The 23,569-nt window shown below is 41.3% G+C and carries 19 protein-coding genes, 1 tRNA gene, 1 riboswitch and 1 other annotated feature; of the genes, 17 read left to right on the forward strand and 3 right to left on the reverse strand.

Features of this window, described 5'->3' with window-relative positions; translation table 11 throughout:
* The first annotated feature begins 55 nt into the window (after positions 1 to 55).
* Positions 56 to 826 (forward strand): ROK family protein, encoded by a 771-nt coding sequence (locus ACTQ45_RS04685; RefSeq protein WP_441763063.1) that lies wholly within the window; start codon positions 56 to 58, stop codon positions 824 to 826.
* Positions 827 to 856: 30 nt separating this feature from the next.
* Positions 857 to 1,720, forward strand: coding sequence for an ROK family protein (locus ACTQ45_RS04690; protein WP_441763064.1), 864 nt, complete (start codon positions 857 to 859; stop codon positions 1,718 to 1,720).
* A 120-nt stretch (positions 1,721 to 1,840) separates the two neighbouring features.
* Here ACTQ45_RS04690 and ACTQ45_RS04695 read toward each other — a convergent pair whose 3' ends face one another.
* Both ACTQ45_RS04695 and ACTQ45_RS04700 read right to left on the reverse strand, forming a co-directional pair.
* Positions 1,841 to 2,545: an ABC transporter ATP-binding protein gene (locus ACTQ45_RS04695; RefSeq protein ID WP_441763065.1), complete on the reverse strand. Its 705-nt coding sequence runs from the start codon at positions 2,543 to 2,545 to the stop codon at positions 1,841 to 1,843.
* An 11-nt stretch (positions 2,546 to 2,556) separates the two neighbouring features.
* Positions 2,557 to 3,642: an ABC transporter permease gene (locus ACTQ45_RS04700; RefSeq protein ID WP_441763066.1), complete on the reverse strand. Its 1,086-nt coding sequence runs from the start codon at positions 3,640 to 3,642 to the stop codon at positions 2,557 to 2,559.
* 151 nt (positions 3,643 to 3,793) lie between these two features.
* Here ACTQ45_RS04700 and ACTQ45_RS04705 point away from each other — a divergent pair, with 151 nt between their 5' ends.
* The 6 genes from ACTQ45_RS04705 to ACTQ45_RS04730 all read left to right on the forward strand — a co-directional run bounded on the left by ACTQ45_RS04705 (position 3,794) and on the right by ACTQ45_RS04730 (position 9,369).
* Positions 3,794 to 4,366, forward strand: a complete 573-nt coding sequence (locus ACTQ45_RS04705; protein WP_441763067.1) for a TetR/AcrR family transcriptional regulator — start codon at positions 3,794 to 3,796, stop codon at positions 4,364 to 4,366.
* A 146-nt stretch (positions 4,367 to 4,512) separates the two neighbouring features.
* Positions 4,513 to 5,697: a PQQ-dependent sugar dehydrogenase gene (locus ACTQ45_RS04710; RefSeq protein ID WP_441763068.1), complete on the forward strand. Its 1,185-nt coding sequence runs from the start codon at positions 4,513 to 4,515 to the stop codon at positions 5,695 to 5,697.
* A 262-nt stretch (positions 5,698 to 5,959) separates the two neighbouring features.
* Entirely contained in the window at positions 5,960 to 6,514 is a 555-nt protein-coding gene (locus ACTQ45_RS04715; RefSeq protein WP_441763069.1) for a GNAT family N-acetyltransferase, read from the forward strand.
* A gap of 67 nt (positions 6,515 to 6,581) precedes the next feature.
* Positions 6,582 to 6,667, forward strand: a tRNA-Leu gene (locus ACTQ45_RS04720).
* Between the two features lie 169 nt (positions 6,668 to 6,836).
* Complete coding sequence (locus ACTQ45_RS04725; protein WP_441751820.1) at positions 6,837 to 7,901, forward strand: LLM class flavin-dependent oxidoreductase; 1,065 nt, start codon at positions 6,837 to 6,839, stop codon at positions 7,899 to 7,901.
* 127 nt (positions 7,902 to 8,028) lie between these two features.
* Positions 8,029 to 8,283: a binding site (T-box leader), on the forward strand.
* Between the two features lie 141 nt (positions 8,284 to 8,424).
* On the forward strand, positions 8,425 to 9,369 hold the full coding sequence (locus tag ACTQ45_RS04730) for a MetQ/NlpA family ABC transporter substrate-binding protein (RefSeq protein ID WP_441751606.1): 945 nt from the start codon (positions 8,425 to 8,427) through the stop codon (positions 9,367 to 9,369).
* 147 nt (positions 9,370 to 9,516) lie between these two features.
* Here the strand turns inward: ACTQ45_RS04730 and ACTQ45_RS04735 are convergent, their stop codons facing one another.
* Entirely contained in the window at positions 9,517 to 10,872 is a 1,356-nt protein-coding gene (locus tag ACTQ45_RS04735; protein ID WP_441751604.1) for a glutamine synthetase family protein, read from the reverse strand.
* A 434-nt stretch (positions 10,873 to 11,306) separates the two neighbouring features.
* Here ACTQ45_RS04735 and ACTQ45_RS04740 point away from each other — a divergent pair, with 434 nt between their 5' ends.
* The 9 genes from ACTQ45_RS04740 (at position 11,307) to ACTQ45_RS04780 (ending at position 23,255) form a co-directional block, all read left to right on the forward strand.
* The gene (locus ACTQ45_RS04740) at positions 11,307 to 13,064 is read left to right on the forward strand and encodes a LytS/YhcK type 5TM receptor domain-containing protein (protein ID WP_441763070.1); all 1,758 of its coding nucleotides are present in this window, start codon (positions 11,307 to 11,309) and stop codon (positions 13,062 to 13,064) included.
* Positions 13,061 to 13,813 (forward strand): LytR/AlgR family response regulator transcription factor, encoded by a 753-nt coding sequence (locus ACTQ45_RS04745; protein WP_185150097.1) that lies wholly within the window; start codon positions 13,061 to 13,063, stop codon positions 13,811 to 13,813. Before ACTQ45_RS04740 ends, ACTQ45_RS04745 begins: the two co-directional genes overlap by 4 nt.
* Positions 13,814 to 13,947: 134 nt before the next feature.
* A complete protein-coding gene (locus ACTQ45_RS04750) occupies positions 13,948 to 15,420 on the forward strand; it encodes a carbon starvation CstA family protein (protein WP_441751599.1) in 1,473 nt (490 codons plus the stop codon).
* A gap of 264 nt (positions 15,421 to 15,684) precedes the next feature.
* A complete protein-coding gene (locus ACTQ45_RS04755; protein WP_441763071.1) occupies positions 15,685 to 16,470 on the forward strand; it encodes a PHP domain-containing protein in 786 nt (261 codons plus the stop codon).
* A gap of 450 nt (positions 16,471 to 16,920) precedes the next feature.
* A complete protein-coding gene (locus ACTQ45_RS04760) occupies positions 16,921 to 18,702 on the forward strand; it encodes an ABC transporter ATP-binding protein (RefSeq protein WP_441763072.1) in 1,782 nt (593 codons plus the stop codon).
* Between the two features lie 18 nt (positions 18,703 to 18,720).
* Positions 18,721 to 20,592 (forward strand): ABC transporter ATP-binding protein, encoded by a 1,872-nt coding sequence (locus ACTQ45_RS04765; RefSeq protein ID WP_441763073.1) that lies wholly within the window; start codon positions 18,721 to 18,723, stop codon positions 20,590 to 20,592.
* Between the two features lie 293 nt (positions 20,593 to 20,885).
* Complete coding sequence (locus ACTQ45_RS04770) at positions 20,886 to 21,812, forward strand: ABC transporter substrate-binding protein (protein WP_441763074.1); 927 nt, start codon at positions 20,886 to 20,888, stop codon at positions 21,810 to 21,812.
* Positions 21,805 to 22,521, forward strand: coding sequence for an ABC transporter ATP-binding protein (locus ACTQ45_RS04775; protein ID WP_441763075.1), 717 nt, complete (start codon positions 21,805 to 21,807; stop codon positions 22,519 to 22,521). Before ACTQ45_RS04770 ends, ACTQ45_RS04775 begins: the two co-directional genes overlap by 8 nt.
* Positions 22,518 to 23,255 (forward strand): ABC transporter permease, encoded by a 738-nt coding sequence (locus ACTQ45_RS04780; RefSeq protein WP_441763076.1) that lies wholly within the window; start codon positions 22,518 to 22,520, stop codon positions 23,253 to 23,255. Before ACTQ45_RS04775 ends, ACTQ45_RS04780 begins: the two co-directional genes overlap by 4 nt.
* An 80-nt stretch (positions 23,256 to 23,335) precedes the next feature.
* A riboswitch (adenosylcobalamin (AdoCbl) riboswitch) is annotated at positions 23,336 to 23,487 on the forward strand.
* The last annotated feature ends 82 nt before the right edge of the window (positions 23,488 to 23,569 follow it).

Below are 23,569 nucleotides of genomic sequence, written 5' to 3' on the forward strand. Positions count from 1 at the left end.
TTTTTTTTCAGCGGAAATAAGAACAATCCCCATAAAACGAAGAAAAAATAATGAAATGAATTGCGAAAAGAAAGTAGCATTTGAGAACTTGGGAAATTTGGCTAACGATGACATTACGGGGGCTGCTTTTAGCAGTCCAGGTTCTGTTGATACGAAGGCAGGTGTCGTTAAAGGTTTTAGTGCGATTCCTTATTTGCATCATTTCCCAATTGTTCAAGAATTAACTGAGGCGCTTGACGTGCCAGTCACCTTTGAAAATGATGCCTATTGTGCCGCTTTAGCTGAAAGTTGGCAAGGAACGGCTCGCGGCGTTCAGAATGCGATTTTTATTGTGATTGGTTCAGGAATTGGTGGCGCGATTATTTCAGAAGGAAAAATATTGAAAGGCCGCAACCTATTTGGCGGCGAGTTTGGCTACATGATGATGGACGCAGAATATTCCTTTAGTGACTTGGCTAGTCCAGTTAATACAGCGCGCCGCTATACTGAAGAAAGTGGCAGTCAAATCGCGATTTCTGGACAGGAATTATTCGAGCGAGCGGACAGGGGAGAGAGTCTAGCTCAAAAGCATGTCGATCAAATGCTCGATGCGCTCGGACGTGGCATTCAAATGTTGTCAGTTGTATTGAATCCTGACCGTGTTCTGTTAGGTGGGGTGATTTCTGAACGCGATGGTTTACTTGAAGAAGTGACTCAAAGAGCTCATGGATACTTGAAACGCACTCAGGCGACTGATGTTGTACTCGATATCGAGACTTGTCAATTTCGCAATCAAGCGAATTTATTAGGGGCAGTGGCCGCCCACTATTCTCAAACAAGGCAATAAAAGCTATACTAAACAAAAGGAGCTGATGTATTGAAAGTAGGAGCAATTGAAGCAGGTGGGACAAAGTTTGTGTGTGCCATCGGTAATGAACAGAATGAAATTATTGAAAGAGTGTCTTTCCCCACGACGACACCAGAAGAAACATTGGCGCAGGTCTTTGCGTTTTTTGATCAACATCTAGATGGTTTAAAGGCGATTGGGATTGGTTCATTTGGGCCGATTGAAGTTCGTCAAAATTCGTCTAAATATGGACAGATTCTATCAACGCCTAAGCTAGCTTGGAAGAATTTCGATTTTCTAGCAGCTATGAAGGTCCGCTACGATCTTCCAATGGCTTGGACCACAGATGTCAATGCGGCTGCAGTCGGTGAAGCAAGTGTCGGCGCCGCTAAAGGCCTTGATAACATGTTGTACGTGACGGTTGGAACGGGGGTTGGTGTCGGTGCGCTCGTTAATGGCAAGCTACTTGAAGGCCTTGGACATCCGGAAATGGGACATGTGATTGTCCACCCACATCCAGCTGATAATTACGCGGGCTTCTGTCCCTATCATGGCAACTGTCTTGAAGGGATGGCCGCTGGTCCATCGATTGACGGGCGTTTAGGCGTATCAGGCAAAGACGTCGCACCTGATGATGCGGTTTGGACTTACGTAGCTAATTATTTAGGCCAAGCCTTGGTCGACTATACGTTAATTTTGCGTCCTGAACGGATTGTGATCGGTGGTGGCAACATGAAAGTCCCTGGCATGTTGGATAAAATCAAAGACCAATTTGACCAACTGATGGCAGATTATGTGGATTACCCAGACTTAGCCGATTACATTGTCTTACCTGGACTAGGTGATAATGCCGGTATTACTGGCGCCTTAACGCTAGCCAACCAAGTTAAATAATCGACTAAAGCGCCACCTCTCCAATTGGAAAGATGGCGCTTTTTTTTGATAAATAGCAAGGGATGTATGCCTGACATTATCTTCTGACGGCCTGAGCCCAGAAGATAATGTCAGTAGCAACTAGGCTTCTTTTTGAGGTTTTAGCTTGCTTTTTTCTTCGTCTAAGGTCAATTGGCCGTCTTTCATATAATAGACTTTGTCACAGTAGCCAATGAGGCGTTCGTCATGAGTGACCATGATGGTCGCCTTATTTTGTTCCTTCGTTTCGCGAGCCAGGATTTCAACCACTTCATAGGCGCGCTCAGTATCCAAACTGGCCGTTGGTTCATCGGCTAAAATAACAGATGGATTATGGTATAAGGCCCGAGCAATAGCGACCCTTTGCTTTTCTCCGCCTGAAAGATCGCTCGGGTACTTATTGCGTAATTTATCAATATCAAGCTGCTTCAGCAACTTATCAGCCGTATTTTGGTCAAATTTTTCGCCTTTGACTTTGTTGACTAAACGTAAGTGGTTTTCGACGGATAGAAAGGGAATTAAGTTAGAGGCTTGCAGGATAAAACCAATTTCTTCGAAACGCAATTTGGCACGTTTTTGTTCATCGACTTCACTAAATTTATTGTTATTAATAAGAACGCGACCTTCACTCGGCGTTTGAAGGCCTCCGATAATTGTTAAAAAGGTGCTTTTTCCTGAACCACTGGGCCCAATGACGGCAACAAATTCACCTGATTCAACGGAAAAAGTCGTGTCTTTTAAGGCGACAATTTCTTTACTACCATCTAAAAATTTCTTTTTTACATTAATGACTTCAATTGCTTTCATATGGCAGGCTCCTATCCTATGGCTTCAAGTGGGTCGATTTTAGCGACAGTTCTAACAGAGAAAAAGGCGCCGAGTAGAGCAAACAGAATAATCAAAGCTGAAATAATCAGTGTAAAGTAGATATTCTGTTGAAAGGGAACCGTGCTTGGTAAGACGAGTCCCGTTATAATGGTCAACGCGAGACCTGTCCCAACGCCAATCACGGCGAGAAGAAATGTTTGAGCAACTACTGACTTAGCAATATAGTTGGTTGAAATCCCTTGGGCTTTCATGACCCCGAACATACTTGCTTTTTGAACGGTTAAGACATACATAAAAATCCCAATCACGACGGCTGCGATGACAATCAAGAAGATAATCATTAAAGCGAAGGTCAAAACTTGTGCCATATAGCCAGGCAATTCTTTGATATAGTCATCAATCGAATAGAGGCGTAAATCATCATTAGACAATTTAACCGACGCTAAATCATCATCGCGCACAATAAAAGCACTGACTCGCCCCTCAGGCGTTTCATTTTGAGCTTCGAATCGAATCTCTTGGTAAGTTGGAATCGTCGTATATAAAACCGGTGAGACACTAAATTTGGCATTCTCCGTGAAACCAACGATTTTAACTGTGATCTCTGTCCCAGCCAAGTTTAACTCATCATCTAATTCAAGACCATACTCTTTTTGTAAACTAATATCAGCCACAACTTGATGATCAGCAGTGACTTCCACACCGTCGATGATAGTTGGCATTAAAAATTCATCGGGATGGACTCCAAAGAAATTCACCGAAATTTTATCGTCCTCACCATTGGTGCCAGCTTTTCGGACCACGTTAGGTGTTGTGCCAAGCATCGCGATGTCATCTGCGTCAATCGCTTCTTTGAGACCCAATTCCATCATCGACATATTAATATTCGCATTGGCTTCATCCTTTAAGATAATCGCACTTGCGTCCCATTTATCAACTGCCGTGCGGTTCTCTTGCGCCAGGCCGAATGCTAAACCTGTTAAGAAATAAACCAGATAACTGACGAGCACCATGACGCCAATAATTAATAGGAAACGTGTTTTAGAGTGTTTAATTTCATTCCATGCTAAAAACATGATCGTACACCACCTTAATTTTCACACCTATCGAACGATAAGTTTTTATAATTATATCACTTGATAAGTTTATTTGCAATCATAATATGTTATGATTAATCGACACATAATTCATGTCCAATTGACGAATATTTGGAAGGAGTTTCCAAGGATGACAAAAAAAGAAGCCACGACGCGAGAGAGAATCATCGCCGTTGCCCAAATTCATTTTATGCGAGATGGCTACAATGCGACCTCAACCCGCCATATTTCCCTAGAAGTGGGCATTACACAACCGAACTTATACCATCATTTTAAGAATAAAGAAGCCTTGTATGTGGCCGTTTTAGAAGAAGTGGCTCATGAAGCGCTGAACGATTTGAGTCGAATTAAACTTCAAACGGATACCGATTTGACCCAAGCTTTGATTCAGATGACCTCATATCTGCAGCAAACGCATCCCTTCAATTTTTCCATGATGATGAACGATATGAAAAAGGAAATCTCACCTGAGGCAAGCTTCGCCCTCTATCAAATTTTTAAGGCCGCTTATCTGCAACCTTTTATCGATTTATTTACCTTACACAAGGAAAAATTACAGTCTAATTATGAGATTGAACGCTATGCTAGTCACTATTTTTTATTAATTTCACCCTATTTAAATCCAGACAACTTATCATATAATCCTTTATCAATCGAAGAAATTATCAATTTCTTCCTCTATGGCATCACTAATAAGAAATAATAGACCGACACTCTGCCTTTAAAGAGTGTTTTTTTTGACCTTTCCTAACGCAATATAATTCTAAAGCCATCGGCCAATCAGCTAACAAGCAAGCTATTGTTCATTTATCAACAAATGTGCGAAAATAAGCTCAAGGAGGTGAGTGCATGAAGAGATTACTCAAGCGATTACTCATAATAGTTGCTGTTTGCTTGTTGCCTTTGCCAGCTGTGAACGCTCAAAACCCGCCGGTTGAAAGTCAGCCGCCTGAAACGCAGTATCTACCAGCCTTTGACAGTCAGACACGCGCAGCAAGTTTTGAAACGCAAACGGATTTAGCCGTTACCGTAATTACCGACCAATTATCAGCACCTTGGGGCTTAGTTGAATTAAGTGATGGACGGCTGCTGGTGACACAAAAACAAGGCGATTTAGTCATCGTCAATTTGGCGGACGGGTCAGTCTCTGATCCAATTGGAGGGTTTGAAGGGGTCACTAGCCAGGGGCAAGGTGGCTTGTTAGATTTAGCACTCGCCCCAGACTTTGACAAGAGTCGGCTGATTTATGTCACCTTTTCCCAAGTAATTGCAGGGGGCAATTTGACAGCGGTTGGTCGCGGAAAATTAGCCGCGGATGAACAAAGGATTGAACAGTTCGAAGTGATTTTCCAAGCTGGTCCAGCCTACGAAGGTACTCAGCATTATGGTAGTCGACTTGTTTTTGATAGCCTTAGCAACTTATTCGTGACAACAGGTGAAAGGTCCGACCCTTCAATGCGCGACCAAGCTCAGTCACTGGACAGTTATTTGGGTAAGGTCCTCTATTTAACAGAGGAAGGCACAGCAGTCGAGGGCAATGAGTCGCCAATTTATACGGTGGGCCACCGCAATGTGCAAGGTTTAGCCATCGCGCCCGACACTGGCGAAATTTGGATTAGTGAAATGGGACCGCGAGGCGGTGATGAATTGAACTTGCTGATTGACGGTCAAAATTATGGTTGGCCCGTGGTAAGTTATGGGATTGAATATAGCGGTAAACCTATTAAGGATGGTCAAAGCCGTCATGATGGGTTTACGGAACCGGTCTATTACTGGGACCCGGTAATTGCGCCAAGTGGGATGGCGTTTTATGACAGCCAGATCATCGAAGAATGGCAAGGCAACTTGTTTATTGGCGCTTTAAAAGGCAAACATATTGCCCGCTTACTGATTCAAAATCAACAAGTGGTTGCTGAAGAAAGATTATTGCTTGAAGAAGGCGAGCGTTTCCGAGATGTTCTAATTGGTTCAGATGGCGCGCTCTATGCGATTACAGATAGTGGCAAACTCTATCAAGTCAAGAAAAAGAACTAGCAAAATCACTGAACCCATCTATGAAGTCGGGGATGACGCCGGTTAAGCCCCTTAAGGTCTAGCCGTCGTTCGTTTTCAAACAATGACTAACTCTGAGTTGCCTTATTAAACTAAAAAATCCCCCTCTCCCTGACCCTGAGTTAGGGAGTTTTCTGTGCCAGACTCTACCAGAGTATCAAGAGCGCAATCTGACAATTCGTTTGCTTTCTGCTTCACAAACTGGTATGTTATTGGCTAAATAAAAACAAGAAGGGTGACGCCGATGAAGCATTTAGGAACCAAAGAACTAGAATCAGACCGCTTAATTTTAAGACGTTTTACTCTGGCAGATGCCAAAGCCATGTATCATAATTGGGCAAGCGATGATGAAGTCACCCGCTACTTAACTTGGCCAAGTCATGCCTCTCAAGACGTGACCGCAGAAATACTTCAAATATGGGTCAAGGGCTATGAAGAAACCACGACTTACTCATGGGCTATCTGTTTAAAATCAGATCCAGACCACCCGATTGGTTCGATCGCTTTAGGTATTAATGATGAGCGACTTGAGGCCATGGAAATTGGCTACGCCTTAGGAAAAGCCTGGTGGCGCCAAGGCTTTATGAGTGAAGCTTTCGAACGACTGATTAAATTTGCTTTCGAAGAACTAGAAATCAATCGTTTAGTGGGTCATCATAGTGTTGAAAATCCTAATTCAGGTCTTGTCATGGAAAAATGCGGCATGCAATATGAAGGCCGAATCCGCCAAAGCGCCTTTGATAATCAAGGGAAATTGATAGATCTATTTCAGTATAGCTTGCTTGCCTCAGATTTATAAAAAGAAGTCGACATGAGTATTGACTATTGCTACGTCACAAGCTAGAATAGTTGAGCACAGTTCTTTTGCCGGGGTGGCGGAACTGGCAGACGCACAGGACTTAAAATCCTGCGGTGGGTGACTACCGTGCCGGTTCGATTCCGGCCCTCGGCATTGCTAACACACTCAGTCTCGTAAGAGATGGGGTGTGTTTTTTTGCACTAAAAAAATAATCAAGGTTTAAAGGCCTAGCCACTGCTGCTTGAAATCTGAAGTTTATGTTCAAGTGTATGTTATAATGTTCAGGAGTCATAAAGACATGAAAAGAAAGAAGGCAGCAAAAATGGGGATGGAAACATATAGAATTGATGAGAGCAAGGGCATGGAGCTGGGGATTTATACATTGGGTGATCATCTACCCAATCCTCATACGGGCCAACGACCTAGCGCCCAAGCCAGATTAAAGGAAATCATCGAGCTGGCTCAATTGACGGAGCAAGCAGGCTTGGATTTCTTTAGTGTAGGTGAAAGTCATCAAGAATACTTTACCACGCAGGCCCATTCGGTCGTGCTGGCGGCGATTGCTCAAGCGACAAAGACGATAAAAATCGCTAGTACTTCAACAATTATTAGTACCTCTGATCCGGTCCGTGTGTACGAGGATTTTGCGACGCTAGATTTAATTTCAGATGGGCGAGCCGAAATTGTGGCTGGTCGTGCGTCGAGGGTCGGTTTGTTTGAATTGCTCGGCTATGATTTGCGAGATTACGAAGAATTATTTGAAGAAAAATTTGATCTGCTCTTACAGATTAATCAACATGAGGTAATTAACTGGGAAGGTAAACACCGTGCCCCTTTAGTCGATGCCCACGTCTTACCACGTCCTAAAAATGGTAGTTTACCGATTTGGCGGGCGGTTGGTGGTTCACCAGCAAGTGCGGTTCGGGCAGGTTTACAAGGGGTTCCAATGTTTTTAGCCACCTTAGGTGGGCCAGCTTCCTCTTTTAAGGTATCTGTTGATGCTTACCGTCAAGCTTTAGTTCACAACAATTATTCAGTCGAAGATTTTCCAGTGTCGATTGCGGGCTGGTTTTATGCCGCAGAAGATTCGCAAACAGCGATGCGTGAGGTCTACCCACATCTAAACGAAGGGATGAAACTGACCAATGGTAGAGGCATGCATAAGCAGGCCTTTGCGCAAGGGGCAGATGTCCGTAGTGTACAGAATATCGGTAGTCCACAACAAATCATTGAGAAGATTTTATATCAACACGAGCAGTTTAATCACCAACGTTACATTGCGCAAATGGATTTTGGCGGGGTGTCGCATCAGCAATTGATGAAAAATGTTGAATTGTTAGGAGACGTGATTGCGCCAGCGGTTAAGAAATATACGCGGAAAAAGTAACGATTTGCTCGCTTAGACAGTGTAGAGCCCTATTTTGCTATGGTAAATGAGAGTAAGATAAAATTATGATTAAAAAGTGTTGACATTTATTAAAGGGTGGCTTAGAATAGGAAGTACAAACCAGTATTGAAACGCTATGAAGTGGAAAGTAAATGAATGCAACGTTGTTAGAGAGCTCATGGTTGGTGGAAATGAGCATCGTTTGTTTCGTTGAAAATGGCCACGGAGCGGTCACTGTGAATGACTTGTCACAAACAGTGAACGGCAGCAACCGTTAACATTGCGCAGTATAGAGCTGAGTGTTTCTGTACTGTTAGAGGCTATTCTAGTGATGGAATAGCGAACAAAGGTGGTACCACGGAGTTGAACTCACGTCCTTTCTATTAAGTTAGAGGACGTGAGTTTTTTTATGGAAGGAGGCTGTCGATAAATAGATCGATGTTATTTACGAATGGGCATGTACACTTCGATACAAGCAACTATTAAGCAACTATTAAAACTTAAAAATAAAGGAGATTTTCAAATGAAAAAATTAATCAAAGGTTTATCAGCAGTCACATTAGCAGGTTTATTAGCAGCAAGTTCAACGGTGAGTGTCTTCGCTCAAGACGAAGCAGGACAATTTGATGGCGAACATGTAACGGTTGGGGTAGCAAGTGATTATGAAGCCGATGTTTGGGATGTTGTTGTCGAGAAGGCATCCCAAGAGGGCATCGAGGTTGAAATCGTCTTGTTTACTGACTATGTGCAACCAAATATTTCTTTACAAGATGGGTCGACTGACTTGAATGCCTTCCAACATATTGCTTTCTTAAACAGTTGGAATGACGAAAACGACGGAGATTTAACAGCTTTAGGGTTTACTTATGTTGCCCCATTACGTGCTTATTCAGATAAAATTGAATCTTTAGATGACTTACAAGATGGCGATAAAATCGGGATTCCAAATGACCCAACCAATGGTGGTCGTGCCTTATTAGCTTTAGAGCAAGCTGGCGTGATTGAAGTGGATGATGAAGCAGGCGTTTTACCAACTGTAGATGATATTACAGCCAATGATAAAAATCTTGAATTTGAAGAATTAGAAGCGGCTCAATTGGCACAAGTTTTACCAGATGTCGCGGCAGTGTTTGTTAATAATAACTTTGCATTAGATGCTGGTTTATCTGTTGAAGACGCGATTTTTTCTGATGGGGATGATATCGAAAGTTTAGCAGCAGATTACAAAAACGTGATTGCGACTCGTGCAGCTGATGTTGAGAATGAATTATATGCACACATCGTGTCATTGTACCAATCAGAAGATGTGGCAGTTAAATTAGATGAAGTATCTGAAGGTGCTGATTTACCAGCATGGACTGATAACGATGCTTACCCATTAGATGTTTCTGCAGAAGCAACATCTGATGAAGCAGCGGAAGATTCAGAAGAAACAGATGAAACAGAAGAAGAGTCATCAGAAGAATAAGACTTTAAGCGTAAAAATAAGCATGGTGCTTGGCCTGGTTGGGCTAAGCACCATGTTTTTTCTTGTCGTGTTTGGTTTACGAGTGTTTTGTGACAAATTGTGTCCTTGATCAGGTCACCAAGTTCTGAAAGACTAGCTATTGATGATTTAGAAGCAATTAAAATACTTATCAATCTCCCAAGGAGAAACATCGCGCGAATAGTCTTCATATTCTTGCGTTTTAGCTTTAATGATATTGCTAGCGATGTGGGAACCTAGAGCAGCTTTCATTTCTTCGGAAAGAGAAAATTCGTGAACCGCTTCTTTCAAAGATCCCGGCAAACTAATAATGCCATTTTTCAAACGTTCACTGGCTGACATTTGATAAATATTGCGATCAACTGGATCGGGTGCCTCAAGTTTTTCTTTAATTCCCAAAAGTCCAGCACTCAGAATACTTGCTAGAGCTAGGTAAGGGTTAGCAGAAGGGTCAACGCTTCGCAATTCGACGCGAGTTGAGTTACCACGAGAAGCAGGAATGCGAATTAAGGGTGAACGGTTTTGTCCCGACCAAGCCACATAGACTGGTGCTTCATAACCAGGGACTAAACGTTTATAAGAGTTAACTGTCGGGTTGCAAATAACGGTAAAGGCTGTCGCGTATTTCATTAATCCAGCAATAAAATGCATGGCGGTTTCAGACAGACCTGATTCAGTTTCAGGATCGTAAAAAGTATTGCCCGACTCATTAAATAAAGACATATTGAAGTGCATGCCAGAACCATTGATACCAAAAATTGGTTTAGGCATAAAAGTCGCATGCAAATTATGACGACGCGCGACCGTTTTTACAATCAGTTTAAAGGTTTGTATATTATCACAAGCAGTCACAGCATTCGCGTATTTCCAGTCGATTTCATGTTGCCCATGAGCGACTTCATGATGGCTGGCTTCAATTTCAAAGCCTAATGATTCTAGGGCTAAGACAATATCCCGTCGGCAATTTTCGGCCAAATCTGTCGGTGCTAAGTCGAAATAACCTCCATGATCATTCAATGTCATCGTTGGCTTGCCTTCGTTGTCTAATTTAAATAAAAAGAATTCAGGCTCTGGCCCTAAATTAAAATGAGTAAAACCTAATTCGGACATTTCATCTAGCACACGTTTAAGATTTTGACGTGGATCCCCAATAAAGCGGTCGCGCTTCGCTGTTTCGACATCACAAATCAAACGTGCAATTCGTAAAGGTTCATCGGTATTGGTTCCTGCGATATTCCAATCGAAAACCAACCAAGTATTTAAATCAGGCACGAGAAACATGTCGCTTTCTTCAATTCTCACAAAACCCTCAATGGATGATCCATCAAAGGTCATATTATTCGCCAAGGCTTTTTCCAATTGAGACAGAGGAATTTCCACATTCTTTATGGTTCCTAGTATATCGGTAAACATTAAACGAATAAAACGTACGTTATGTTTCTTTGCGTTTGCTAGGATACTTTCTTTCGTCCACACTGTTGTCATTGTTCTTCCTCCATTTGTAATAAAATATATTTTTATTTTTCTGAATTATATTCTCAAAAAAAGACTAATGCAACATTTTAGTTACCTTAAATGTTAGAAAACATCACATGAAACTTCATTGTTAACGCCGATTTGATGATGTTTATTTTTGAAAAGATAAGATTGTTATATTAAATGGATAAAAACATACAGAAGAATTAATTGACTTAAATTAAGTGATATAGTTGATGTATTGGGATTAAATTAAATCAATTAATGACAAGTGAATGAATGGGAGCCCTATTTTGGAATGAAAAAAATAAAAAAACCGGTTTTCTAACTGGTCTCGAAATTTGTGAGCTGGTCAGCTCGGTATTAAGGCGTGAACTATCTGTTTCGATCATTGCTATGCTATAATTATCACATAAAGATCTAGTAGTTGGAGGCGAGCGTCGGTGTTAACCCTTATTTTATTTGAGAGAGCTGCATTAATTATTTTATTGGCCTATATTTTGATGAGCAATCGTCACCTGAAGCAATTACTGATGACACGGACGCAACTGAAGTCAATCATCAGTTTGATTATCCTTTTTGCCATATTTGCTATCTTATCTAATCTATTTGGTGTGATGATTTCGATCGAACAATTCTCATTCAGTTCGGCACTCAGTTCACTGAGCGATGAGGTCGTGATTGCCAATACACGTGTGTTAAGTATTGGGATTAGTGGCTTAGTTGGCGGACCAATTGTCGGTTCAGCTGTTGGGTTACTTTCAGGTGTGTTTCGCTATTTTCAAGGTGGGACGGATCCTCATATTTACTTAATTTCCTCCATTATCATCGGCGTCTTGAGCGGTTGGATTGGGCATTATTTTGTGCAGCGACAACGTTTCCTAACGCCAGTCCAAGGGGGCTTGATTGCGATAGGTCTCGAAATTATTCAGATGGCTTGTATTGGCTTTTTGAGTCGAAATCAAGCAACGGGTTGGAATTTAGTACAAGTGATTTTTGTTCCCATGGCTGTGGTGAATAGTATTGGGACCGGTCTTTTTCTGTCGATTATCATCAATGCTTTGAGTCAGGAAGAGAATTTAAGAGCGATTCAAACGCATGATGTTTTACAATTAACCAAAGATATCTTTCCTTATTTTCACAGTGGTTTGAATCGGACGAATGCCAAAGAAATTTCAGAATTGATTCTTAAAACAATGAAAGTTTCAGCTGTCAGTGTGACAAACCGTGACGAGATATTAGCCTTTACGGGAGTTGGGAGTGATCATCATACGGTGGGGTCTGATTTAGTCACTGATTTATCACAAAGGGTCATCTCTAGTGGCGAAATGTGGGTGGCACACAGTCGCTCAGAGATTGGTTGTATATGTGAAAAATGTCCGTTAGAAGGAGCCATCGTCGTACCTTTGAGTAATGGCATAGAAGTGATAGGCACACTGAAATATTACTTTACTCAAGAGGATAATTTAACAGAAGTTGAACAGCAGTGGGCAGAAGGTTTAGGCGAAATATTCTCTTCACAAATCCAACTTGGACAAACAGAAGCCCAACAGCATCTGTTGAAACAAGCAGAATTGAGAACCTTACAAGGACAAGTCAATCCGCATTTCTTTTTTAATTCTATCAATACAATCAGTGCCATTATGCGGTTTGATCCAGATAAAGCGCGACGCTTACTGTTAAAACTAAGTCAGTATTTTAGAGCAAGTTTAACCGGGAATCGTCAAGCTCTTGTAACGGTTGAGGATGAGTTACAACAAGTCCAAGCCTATACAGAAATTGAAGAAGCTCGTTTTCCAGGGCGCTTTGATATTAGCTATGATATTTCTGAGGATATGCTGAACAGTTTAATCCCACCCTTTTTAATCCAAATATTAGTCGAAAATGCGATTCATCACGCCTTTAAAGATCGTGAAGAAAACAATCAAATTAATATCTCATTAAAGCGACTCAATGACAAGGAAGCCATTTTTTCTGTTTCAGACAATGGCTTTGGCATCCGTGAAGACATTTTACAGAACTTAGGCAAAGAAACGATTGTATCAAATTTAGGCAGTGGCACAGCTTTGGAGAATTTAAATCAGCGTTTATTGGGAATTTATGGCTCGCAAAGTGAACTGAAATTTACAAGCAGCAGAGAAGGTACGGTCGTTGCTGTGCGCTTCAAAATATTTGAAAGTGAGGAGGAATGGTTAGAATGAAAGTATTGCTAGTAGATGACGAGCCTTTAGCACGTCAAGAGTTGAGTTATATTATTAAGCAGTATCAAGCCGACGTAGAGATTTATGAAGCAAATAATATTAAAAGTGCTCAGACTTTTCTATTGAAAGAGAAAGTCCAAGTGGTTTTTCTGGATATGCATTTACAAAATGAACGTGGCTTAGAATTGATGGATACGATTAATGCCATGGACACGCCGCCCCTCGTCGTTTTTGCGACCGCTTATGATGATTATGCCATCAAGGCATTTGATATGAATGCGACTGATTATATTTTGAAGCCCTTCGAAGATGAGCGCATTCAATTAGTCCTTCAAAGATTAGATAAATTAATCGCCAATCAACAAGGGACTATTAACAAGGCGGAGCGTGAGTCAGACCAGTTGGCTTATAAAATAGTCAACAAGTTTTTGCCCGTTGAAGTCGATGGTCGGATTACGATGGTGCCTTTTAATGACATTCACGTAGTTGCTACAGAAGATGGTGCCTTAACGATCTACACAGCGACGGAAAGTTATCAAATGCGTGATACCCTAAAGATGGTTAAAAATAAATTGCCTGAAGAGTTGTTTATGCAAGTGCATCGTGCCTATTTGGTAAATATTGAAGCGATTTCTGAAATTCAACCGTGGTTCAATCGTAATTATCAACTCACGATGAAGAATGGCCAGAAGGTAATTGTGAGTCGTTCTTATATGAATGCTTTTAAAACGCGATTAGGCATCGAGTAAGGGAGCCTATTTGTAACAGCTCAATTGACTTTATGTGCAGTTCACTAACAGATATGTGCATTTCACTCAGAATTCAGTCAGCTTTCCTGATGTTGTGATAAATTTATCATAACAAAACAGAGGAGTTGAATAAGATGGTAACATTGCTAGGTGGTATCGCTTTATTAGTTATCGGTTATTTCGTTTACGGTGGCTTTATCGAGAAGAACTTTGGGATTGAACCAGATCGACAAACCCCAGCTGAGGTTTTACAAGATGGGATGGATTTTGTTCCAATGCCGCGTTGGAAAAATGCTATTATTGAATTATTAAACATCGCCGGAACAGGGCCGATTTTTGGACCAATCATGGGTGCCTTATATGGACCTGTAGCTTATATTTGGATTGTAGTCGGTTGTATTTTTGGTGGGGCTGTCCATGACTATATGGTCGGTATGATTTCCCTAAGAAACGATGGCGCTCATTTGCCAGAATTATCAAGTAAGTATTTGGGCAAACCTATGAAACATTTTGTTAACATTTTTTCAATTTTACTCTTATTACTAGTAGGGACAGTGTTCGTTACATCACCAGCTAGTTTAATTGAAAGTTTAACACCTGACTTTATGACGACAGGAATTATTGTCGCTTTAATCTTCGGCTACTATATCGTGTCTACCTTTTTACCAATTGATAAAGCAATGGGGAAAGTTTATCCATGGTTTGGTGCAATTTTAATTATCTCAACCGTTGCGATCGGTTTGTCATTGATTTTTGGAGGTCACGCTTTACCAGAATTAACACCGGCAGCGATTCGTTTAGAAAATGTCAACGGCGTAAAATTATTCCCAGCGATTTTCTTTACCATTTCTTGTGGTGCAATGTCAGGTTTCCATGCCACTCAAGCACCAATGGTGTCACGTACGACTACTTCTGAAAAACAAGGCCGTTTCTTATTCTACGGCATGATGATCGCGGAAGGTGTCATCGCAATGATTTGGGCTGCTGCGTCAATGAGTCTATTTGACGGTCAAACATTAAGTCAGATGATTGATGCTGGTACACCATCAGCTGTGGTTAACCAAGTATCCTATATGTTATTAGGAAACGTCTTTGGGACAGCTGCCATTATTGGAGTCATTGTCTTACCAATTTCATCTGGTTTATCTGCTTTCCGTTCATTGAGAAATATTATTGCAGATTACATCAACTTAAAACAAGATAACTTGAAAAATGTTTTGTTATTAACCATTCCAATCTTTGCCGTGTCATTCATTTTAACTAGAGTTGACTTTAACTTACTATGGCGTTACTTCAACTGGGCAAACCAAGTGATTGCAGTTATTGCCTTGTTCGTCGCGACGCGTTATTTAATGTATAAAAAACGTAACTATTTGGTTGCCTTACTACCAGGAACCTTTATGTTATACGCATGTCTAGTGTACATTGTCAGCGAGCCAATTGGCCTTAACTTAGGCCTTAATGCATCGACCTATATCATTAGTTTAGCGGTAGGTGTGGCAATCTTAGTCTTCTTCTTTGTGACAGGTAATAAACAAATGGCTAATTTGGCAGAGCGTCCAGATTTAACGCACGACTATCTACCAATCGGTACCTTCAGTAAATAATAATAAATTGCATAATAAGTCTTGAGTAGCGACTGCTACTTGAGGCTTTTTTGCGTCTTAAAGGCTACGGCGTGAGTTCCAGCGAGCGTTCTGAATCCTGATGCAAGGAATTTCGAGGACTATTTAATGAGTAAATTTTAGAAGCGAAAGTGGGATTTTGACAAGGAAACGCTTTCATAATTGACTTCGTGAGTATTTACAAAAGACTTGCGTTATACTTATTTCAGTAGTTATTTTTTTAGTTCAGATTAAAAGGAGCGTAATATGCGATACTATGATCAACACTTACACACCTATTTCTCACCAGACTCACGTGAAACGTTTGAAAACTATTTAAACCTAACTGACTTACCATTGATTAGTACCGAGCATCTTGATTTTTTCAGCCCCTTACAGCGGGCCGATGATGTGATACCGGATTATGACGGTTATAGTGCTAAGGTTGAAGAATTAAATGCGACCTATGACAACTGTTTATTAAAAGGCATCGAGGTTGGTTTTACTTACGCCGATCGCCACCGAATTGAAGAGTTTTTAGCAGGAAAAGACTATGATCTTAAACTGTTGAGCATCCATCACAATGGTCGCCACGGTTTTATGACCTTGAATCATGATCAAAAGCCTTTAGATATTCACCTCGATGAGTATTTCAGCCTCATGCTAGAAGCTGTGCAAGCTGCCCCATATGCGAACGTTTTGGCTCACTTTGACTTTGGTTTAAGAGGCTATGATGACGTGCAATTGCAGGAATTAGAGCGCAAAGAAGCCATTTTGACGAAAATTTTTAGAACGATGATTCGTCAAGACCAAGCCCTTGAATTGAATACTCGGAGCATGTACCGCTACGACAATGCGCATCTGTATGACTATGCAATTGGTTTATACAAACAATTAGGCGGCAACTTATTTACTGTCAGTTCCGATGCCCATCGAGCCAGCGACTATCAATTGCGTTTTAGTGATGCCTTTAACATGTTGCGCAAACACAATGTCAAACAATTAGTCACCTTTCAAAATAGCGAAGCCAACTTTGTGGCGCTACCCAACTAAGCAAGCAATGCATTCACTGCTTGTCAACCCAACCCCTTTAGAATTCAAGGCGGTTGGGTTTTTGTTTTTGTCTCAGTCAACCAACTTACCAGCCCACTAGGATTCGCTTAATTTTTCTCTAAAACTAAACTAATTTTTTTATGTTTACCTAGTCAAGGGGCCCACCGCTAGCTCTTAAAATAAGTAAGTATTATTTAGTGTTTCCACGAGGAAATTGAAAATATTTTTTAATATTAAAGCTTTGAGAGAGCCTGTATAGACCAATATTCGCCATAAAAAAATACTTTTGATTTTTAGATGATAATGCGTGACTTTTGGAGTAGAGAGCTTTAAACTATGTCATTGATGGTATAAGTATATTGCCAGAAAATGGCAAGTTTATATTGTAAGCGTTTTTGTAAATCAGTCATACGTTGTTTGTTGCTCAAGGTGTAGAAATAGAGGTGTAGAATGAATAATTTTAGTTGGGCTTGGACTTATGTCAAAACGGACTGGGGAAAAATGTTAGTCGCTTGCCTACTGTTGCTGGTCAATTCAGGTTTGTTTTTAGTCAATCCTTATTTAATTGGTTTAATTGTGGATCAGGTGATTTATAGTAATCAAGGGCAATTATTAATTCCTATTATTTTAACGATGGTTGGGTCGACGCTTATTCGTACAGTTGTGCGTTATAGCTATCAAATGATGTTTGAACAAATCTCTCAGAATAGTCTCTATCGCTTGCGTCAGGATTTGTATCATAAGGTCAATGAATTAGATTTTGAATACTTTAACCATACGCGTGTCGGGGACATAATGGCGCGGATGACAGGGGATACAGATGCGATCCGTCACTTTATTGGTTGGGTATCCTACAATATTGTTGAAAGTTTAGTCTGGTTTGTTTGTGCAATTGTGGCAATGGGCTTGATTAATGTGCCATTGACACTTTCGCTTGTAGCTGTGACACCACTGATTTTCATCTTTGCTCGTCGTTTAGTGAAAAAAAGTAGTATCAAATTTTTCGACATTCGCGAGAGTTTTTCACGTTTGAATTCGATGGTGGAAGAAAATATTGGTGGTAACCGCATGGTGAAGGCTTTCGCTCAAGAAGAGTTTGAAATTGAAAAGTTTGATAAGCATAATGATGACTTTAAGCAAAAGAACTTGGCTTCTGCTGATGTGACTCGAACTTATATGCCATGGCTAGAAGGCTTTGCTGGTAGCTTGAATGTGATTACCTTAGTTTTAGGTGGCTATTTAGTCATTCAAGGCTCGATTTCGATGGGTGAATTGGTCGCCTTCAATAGTTATTTGTGGATGTTAAACAATCCGATGCGGATGAGTGGCTGGCTGTTAAATGACGTTCAGCGTTTCCAAGCTGCGTGTATCAAAATCCGTGAGTTGTTAACAACTCAATCACGAATACCAGTCATGAATCATGATAAATTGCCGCCTGTTAAAGGGCAAGTGGAGTTTGATAGCGTGTCCTTTAAGTTTGCCGATGATCCAAACTTTGCCGTCTTGAATAATGTCAGTTTTAAAGCAGAAGTCGGCCAAACGGTCGGTATTATTGGGGAAACGGGTTCAGGTAAATCGACACTCGTTAACTTGATCGGTCGTTTCTATGATGCAACCGAAGGTGAAGTAAAAATTGATGGGCATAATATTAAGGAATACCCAGTGCGTTTTTTACGTAACCATATTTCGATGGTTATGCAAGATGTCTTTTTATTCTCAAATACGATTTCAGATAATATTGCCTTTGGCGATCCTTATACGACTGCTAACAATGTCAAACGCATGGCTGCTGTCGCGGATGCGGATGCTTTTATCTCACGGATGCCAGATGGTTATAGCACAATTGTCGGCGAGCGTGGGGTTGGCTTGTCTGGTGGTCAAAAACAAAGAATCAGTTTAGCGCGAGCCTTGACCAAAGTACCAAGTATTTTAATACTTGATGATACAACCTCAGCGGTCGATATGGAAACGGAAGCGAAAATTCAACAAGGTTTAAATGAAGTCACCGATCTCACGACAACGTTTATTATTGCCCACCGAATTTCGTCAGTCCGTGATGCGGATTTAATTTTAATGTTGGATAAAGGCTCAATTGTTGAGCGTGGGACTCATAGTCAGTTAATTGCCCAAAGAGGGCGCTACTATCGTCTTTACCAGAAACAATTGGGAATGGAAATTGCGGATGATGACCAAGAGGCTGTTTCAGAACTAACTGAAACGCCAAGCTTGTAAGTAAGCGGGGTGACTAAAATGTTTAAATTTAAGCAAAAGAAACGTATCACAGATACAGAAAACTTTGATAAATCAGCAGAAGAAGTAGAAAAAGAAAAAGTCTATAAGCGTCAACGCTTGGAAGACGACGAAGAATTAGAACAAGAATTTAAATTTTCAGATTTAAAACGAGTGGCCAAATATCTAACGCCATATCGTACAGCAGTCTTGAAAGTGTTAGCAACGATTATGTTGGCTAATATCGCCGCCTTGGTGGGACCTTTGTTAACCAGAAGTGCCATTGATGAGGTGATTCCAGCAGGCGACACCTTACGCTTATTCCTATATGGTGGCTTGTTCATCCTGACCCTAATCGTGATTGGCTTGTGCATGCGTTATCGTATTTATGCGATTACCGAAATTGGTCAAGATACATTGAAGGACATGCGTTCTGATTTATTTACGCACCTGCAATCTTTACCTTTTTCCTATTTTGATAGTCGACCGCATGGCAAGATTTTGATTCGTGTCGTCAACTACATCAACACCTTGAGTGATCTCTTGAGTAATGGAGTCATCAACCTGGTGTCCGATTTATTTAGTTTGATTTTCACACTCAGCATTATGCTATTGATTGATGTTCGTTTGACCCTTTACAGTCTCGCTTTGTTACCGATTCTTTTTGGCCTAGTGCTGTGGCTGAAAAATTCACAACGCCGTGCTTATCAGCAATTAAGTAACAAGCAATCGACCTTGAATGCCTTTATTCACGAAAGTATTGCTGGGATCCGAATTACACAATCCTTTGCTCGTGAAGACGTCAATAACGAGATTTTCACATCAATCAGTGAAGAAAATCGGACTCATTGGATGCAGGCTGTTAAAATTCAATTTTTAATGTGGCCAATTGTTGAGAATATTTCCATCTTAACGGTTGCGATGATTTACTTTGTGGGTATTCGCCAAATTGGTGTTGAGGTGTCCACAGGGACCTTGATTGCCTTTGTGGCCTATGTCAATAATTTCTGGAATCCGATTATTAATATCGGGAACTTCTACAATAATTTGATCACGGCCTCTGCTTACTTAGAGCGAATTTTTGAAACGCTAGATGAGCAGCCACAGATTGTGGATGCCCCCGATGCCCAGCCATTGCCGGCCATAAAAGGGCATATCGAATTTAAAGACGTGATTTTCCGTTATGAACCAGGTAAAAATATTCTGGATGGTGTCAGCTTCAAGATGGAACCAGGTAAATCCGTCGCCCTAGTTGGACCAACCGGTTCTGGTAAAACGACGATTATCAGCTTATTGAGCCGTTTTTATGATGCGAACGAGGGAAGCATCCAAATCGATGGGCATGATTTGCGAGATATCACGATGCGTTCCTTGCGTAAGCAAATGGGTGTCATGCTTCAAGATACTTTTATTTTCTCAGGCACCATTATCGACAACATTCGTTACGGTAACCTAGATGCGACTGAAGAAGAAGTCATCGAAGCTGCCAAGACTGTGAGGGCGCATGATTTTATTATGAACCTTAAGGATGGTTATTATACCGCCGTTGAAGAGCGTGGGAGCACCCTGTCAGCAGGGCAACGCCAGCTGATTGCTTTTGCACGAACGATTATTGCCGATCCGCGTATCCTAATTTTGGATGAAGCGACCAGCAGTATCGACACGGAAACGGAAGAATTGTTACAAGAAGGCTTACAAGAATTATTGAAAGGCCGAACATCCTTTATTATTGCCCACCGCCTGTCAACCATTCGCAACAGTGACCAAATTTTCTACATCGAACAAGGTCGCATTGTCGAAAGCGGCAGTCACCAAGAATTATTGCAATTACGTGGCCTCTACTATCAATTGTATCAATCACAATACAACCAACTCCTAGAGCAAAATAGTTAAATCAATCATACTGCGAGCCTCTCTTACTTGAAGCAATCAAGGGTTAGGGGCTCTTTTTGTTACCTTAGAACAGTCGGCAAATGGGGTGAAAGCCAAGATTGTGTATGTTTTATCAGCCGGCTCTCTGGAGAAGCAGTGAACAGACCAAAGAATGCTGTAAGGTGTAAAGGACTATTTTGCCTGTGTTTGGGGTATTTTTCTTTAAAGACTATCTCGAAATTTAATTAAATATATTCCAATGATTAGGCGTATATGTTAAACTAATCACATTAGAAAATTGGAGGAATGATGGGATGTCAAAATTATTAAAGTTACTGGTGTGTGGTACGTGTTTACTCGGGGCTTTCTTGCCCAGCAATTTAGTTGTAGCTGCGCAAGCAGAGGATGAAGCGGCTGTCGATTTGTTAGTCGGTGTCATGCCAGCCACGGATGCGGCGCCGATTTTCTGGGCGGATGAGTACGGTTTGTTTGAAGAAGCCGGGATCAATGTCCAAGTGGAATTATTTACCAATGCGACCCATCAACAAACGTCAGCCCAAGCCCAACAAATTGATGTCTATATGGCGAGTTTGGTCGAATTTTTAATTGCGATCGAAAACAATCCCGAAGCGGGTGCGATTACGACCAGTACGGACGGGGTCTTTCCTGTGGTCGTGTCACCCAAGTATGATGGCGGAAAAGACGTCAGCATTGGCTTGATGGAAATCAGTGTCACGAATTATGTGGCCGATTTATTTTTAAGCGATTATGCGTTGGATAAACAGTTTATTGCAGAAGTTCCGTTAAGAATTCAGATGTTATTGGCCGGGGAATTGGACATGGCGGTTCTGCCAGAGCCGATGGCGTCAAATGCGCAAGCCCAAGGCTTGGAGAAATTGTTAGTGAGTGAATCGGACGATTTTTCTCCGAATGTGATGATTTTCAATCAAGCGACCTTAAGTGAAGAAGCCGACAAAGTGGCTGCCTTCCATCAAGCCTATAATGCGGCTGTTTTAGCGATGGAAGGACAGGAAGAAGCGGTCAAGGCTTTGTTGCTTGAACGCATTGGTTTAGATGAAAGCATCCAAGACTTATTGGTGCTACCAACTTATCATCTAACTCGCTTGCCGAGTGAAGAAACTGTTGAAGCAGCTCGCGTTTGGTTAGAACAGTTGTTGGATCAAGACATTACGGTGCCCTATGATGAGTTAGTTGTTGAGGACTATGTAAGCCATGATTAAAGCTGATTCCCTAAGACTAGTCAGTGGTTCGACCGTGATTTTAGACGACGTCACGGTCGAGATCAAGCGGCATCAGACGACCGTGATTATCGGACCCTCTGGCTGTGGGAAGTCAAGTTTATTGCGTGTACTTGCGGGTTGGCAACCATTGACTTCGGGCAGCCTTGAGCCGAATTTAACAAGCAGTGAGGTAGGGTTGCTCTTTCAAAATTATCAATTATTTCCATGGCATACGGTTGAGAAAAATCTACGATTAGCCTTGCAGGCCTTAAAGTTAACACGCAAAGAACAAAGCGAGCGTGTCAAAGAACTGGCGCAGACTTTGGAGCTTCAGTCACTTCTGCAAAAGTATCCTCACCAAATTAGTGGCGGACAGCAACAAAGAGTGGCCTTAGGGCAATTACTAGCCAAGGAGGCAAGCTATTTATTTTTGGACGAACCGACCTCTGCCTTAGACGCTTTTACGAAAGAAAAAATTCAAGACTTACTGGTCAGTTTGCAAAAGAAACACCATCTAACGATTGTTTGGGTCACGCATAGTATCGAGGAAGCGGCTTTTCTTGGACAGAATGTGTGGGTGATGGAAGAAGCCAGCGTCATAAAAAGTTTGCAGAATCCCTTAGCTGCCAGTGAGAATTACCGGCAACAGGCCCATTATTTTGAGCAACAATTGTTACTACGACAACTTTTGGGAGGCGATCAGCGATGAAACAAATGCAGTCTAAAGTTTATGCTAGTTGTATGGTCCTGCTTGTCTGGTATGGCGCTTACCGTGTGTTGGAGGCATTTATCGTACCGAATCCTTGGCTTGTATTTGAGTATTTGTGGCACGAGTCGCTTGACGGGAGCTTGTGGCTACATATTCAAGCTAGCTTATGGCGGATTTTATGGTCAGTAGCGGGCTCCTTATTCTTGGGTGCCTCATTAGGTTTACTGGCAGGCAGTTTCTCACTTGTTGATCGTTTGTTAACGCCAATCGTCTATTTGTTTTATCCTGTCCCACGGGTGGCCTTCTTGCCAGTCTTTTTACTGTTATTAGGCTTAGGTGAGCTGTCAAAAGTCGCCTTAATGATTGCAGTAGCAGCGTTTTATATTTACATTCCTTTGCGTGATACAGTCAAATATTTGCCAAAAAGTTACTTGCAACAAGCCCGGCAATTTGGCTTTAATGCTTGGCAGACTTTGAGGTATATTATTTTACCATGTGTGGCACCAGAATTATTGACGGCCTTAAAATTAACATTAGGGACAAGCATGGCAACGTTATTTTTCGTAGAAAATTATGTCACCCAGTGGGGTTTGGGCTATTTTATTATGACGAGTTGGTTCAAATCGGATTATATTGCCTTGTATGCGGGCATCGTTTTACTTAGCTTACTAGGCAATATCCTGTTCGCTTTATTGGGCCTCGTTCAAACACTCAGCATCAAGTGGCAAGCTTGAAGTAGCTGTTAAATTTTCCTTACTTCTTTCTGTCAAGACTTGAAATAAACTTGCGTTTGGCCTAAGATAAATTGAGATAGAATTACCGTTCAAAGACAGCTGAAAGATGGAAGTTTGGTTCAATTCCAACACGGTCCCGCCACTGTAATCATGTGACAACATGTAGTCAGATCTTTCTTTCAGTTCGCTAATTTTTGCGATGACTATTCCGAGGCAGAATAGAATCGTGCAGCAGTCTATGTAGGGGTACATAGGCTGTTTTTTTGCATACAAGGTATGGCTGTTTTTTCTAGACCGGATGAAAAACATCTCAG

The organism is Fundicoccus sp. Sow4_D5 (genome assembly GCF_052116365.1).
Classification (GTDB): domain Bacteria; phylum Bacillota; class Bacilli; order Lactobacillales; family Aerococcaceae; genus Fundicoccus.

What these genes read in the sequence shown, in the direction of transcription:
- ACTQ45_RS04770 (WP_441763074.1), top strand. Translation starts at nt 20,886, where the DNA reads ATGTCAAAATTATTAAAGTTACTGGTGTGTGGTACGTGTTTACTCGGG.
- ACTQ45_RS04705 (WP_441763067.1), top strand. Translation starts at nt 3,794, where the DNA reads ATGACAAAAAAAGAAGCCACGACGCGAGAGAGAATCATCGCCGTTGCC.
- ACTQ45_RS04780 (WP_441763076.1), top strand. Translation starts at nt 22,518, where the DNA reads ATGAAACAAATGCAGTCTAAAGTTTATGCTAGTTGTATGGTCCTGCTT.
- ACTQ45_RS04755 (WP_441763071.1), top strand. Translation starts at nt 15,685, where the DNA reads ATGCGATACTATGATCAACACTTACACACCTATTTCTCACCAGACTCA.
- ACTQ45_RS04685 (WP_441763063.1), top strand. Translation starts at nt 56, where the DNA reads ATGAATTGCGAAAAGAAAGTAGCATTTGAGAACTTGGGAAATTTGGCT.
- ACTQ45_RS04700 (WP_441763066.1), bottom strand. Translation starts at nt 3,642, where the DNA reads ATGTTTTTAGCATGGAATGAAATTAAACACTCTAAAACACGTTTCCTA.
- ACTQ45_RS04750 (WP_441751599.1), top strand. Translation starts at nt 13,948, where the DNA reads ATGGTAACATTGCTAGGTGGTATCGCTTTATTAGTTATCGGTTATTTC.
- ACTQ45_RS04765 (WP_441763073.1), top strand. Translation starts at nt 18,721, where the DNA reads ATGTTTAAATTTAAGCAAAAGAAACGTATCACAGATACAGAAAACTTT.
- ACTQ45_RS04725 (WP_441751820.1), top strand. Translation starts at nt 6,837, where the DNA reads ATGGGGATGGAAACATATAGAATTGATGAGAGCAAGGGCATGGAGCTG.
- ACTQ45_RS04745 (WP_185150097.1), top strand. Translation starts at nt 13,061, where the DNA reads ATGAAAGTATTGCTAGTAGATGACGAGCCTTTAGCACGTCAAGAGTTG.
- ACTQ45_RS04760 (WP_441763072.1), top strand. Translation starts at nt 16,921, where the DNA reads ATGAATAATTTTAGTTGGGCTTGGACTTATGTCAAAACGGACTGGGGA.
- ACTQ45_RS04710 (WP_441763068.1), top strand. Translation starts at nt 4,513, where the DNA reads ATGAAGAGATTACTCAAGCGATTACTCATAATAGTTGCTGTTTGCTTG.
- ACTQ45_RS04715 (WP_441763069.1), top strand. Translation starts at nt 5,960, where the DNA reads ATGAAGCATTTAGGAACCAAAGAACTAGAATCAGACCGCTTAATTTTA.
- ACTQ45_RS04775 (WP_441763075.1), top strand. Translation starts at nt 21,805, where the DNA reads ATGATTAAAGCTGATTCCCTAAGACTAGTCAGTGGTTCGACCGTGATT.
- ACTQ45_RS04695 (WP_441763065.1), bottom strand. Translation starts at nt 2,545, where the DNA reads ATGAAAGCAATTGAAGTCATTAATGTAAAAAAGAAATTTTTAGATGGT.
- ACTQ45_RS04735 (WP_441751604.1), bottom strand. Translation starts at nt 10,872, where the DNA reads ATGACAACAGTGTGGACGAAAGAAAGTATCCTAGCAAACGCAAAGAAA.
- ACTQ45_RS04730 (WP_441751606.1), top strand. Translation starts at nt 8,425, where the DNA reads ATGAAAAAATTAATCAAAGGTTTATCAGCAGTCACATTAGCAGGTTTA.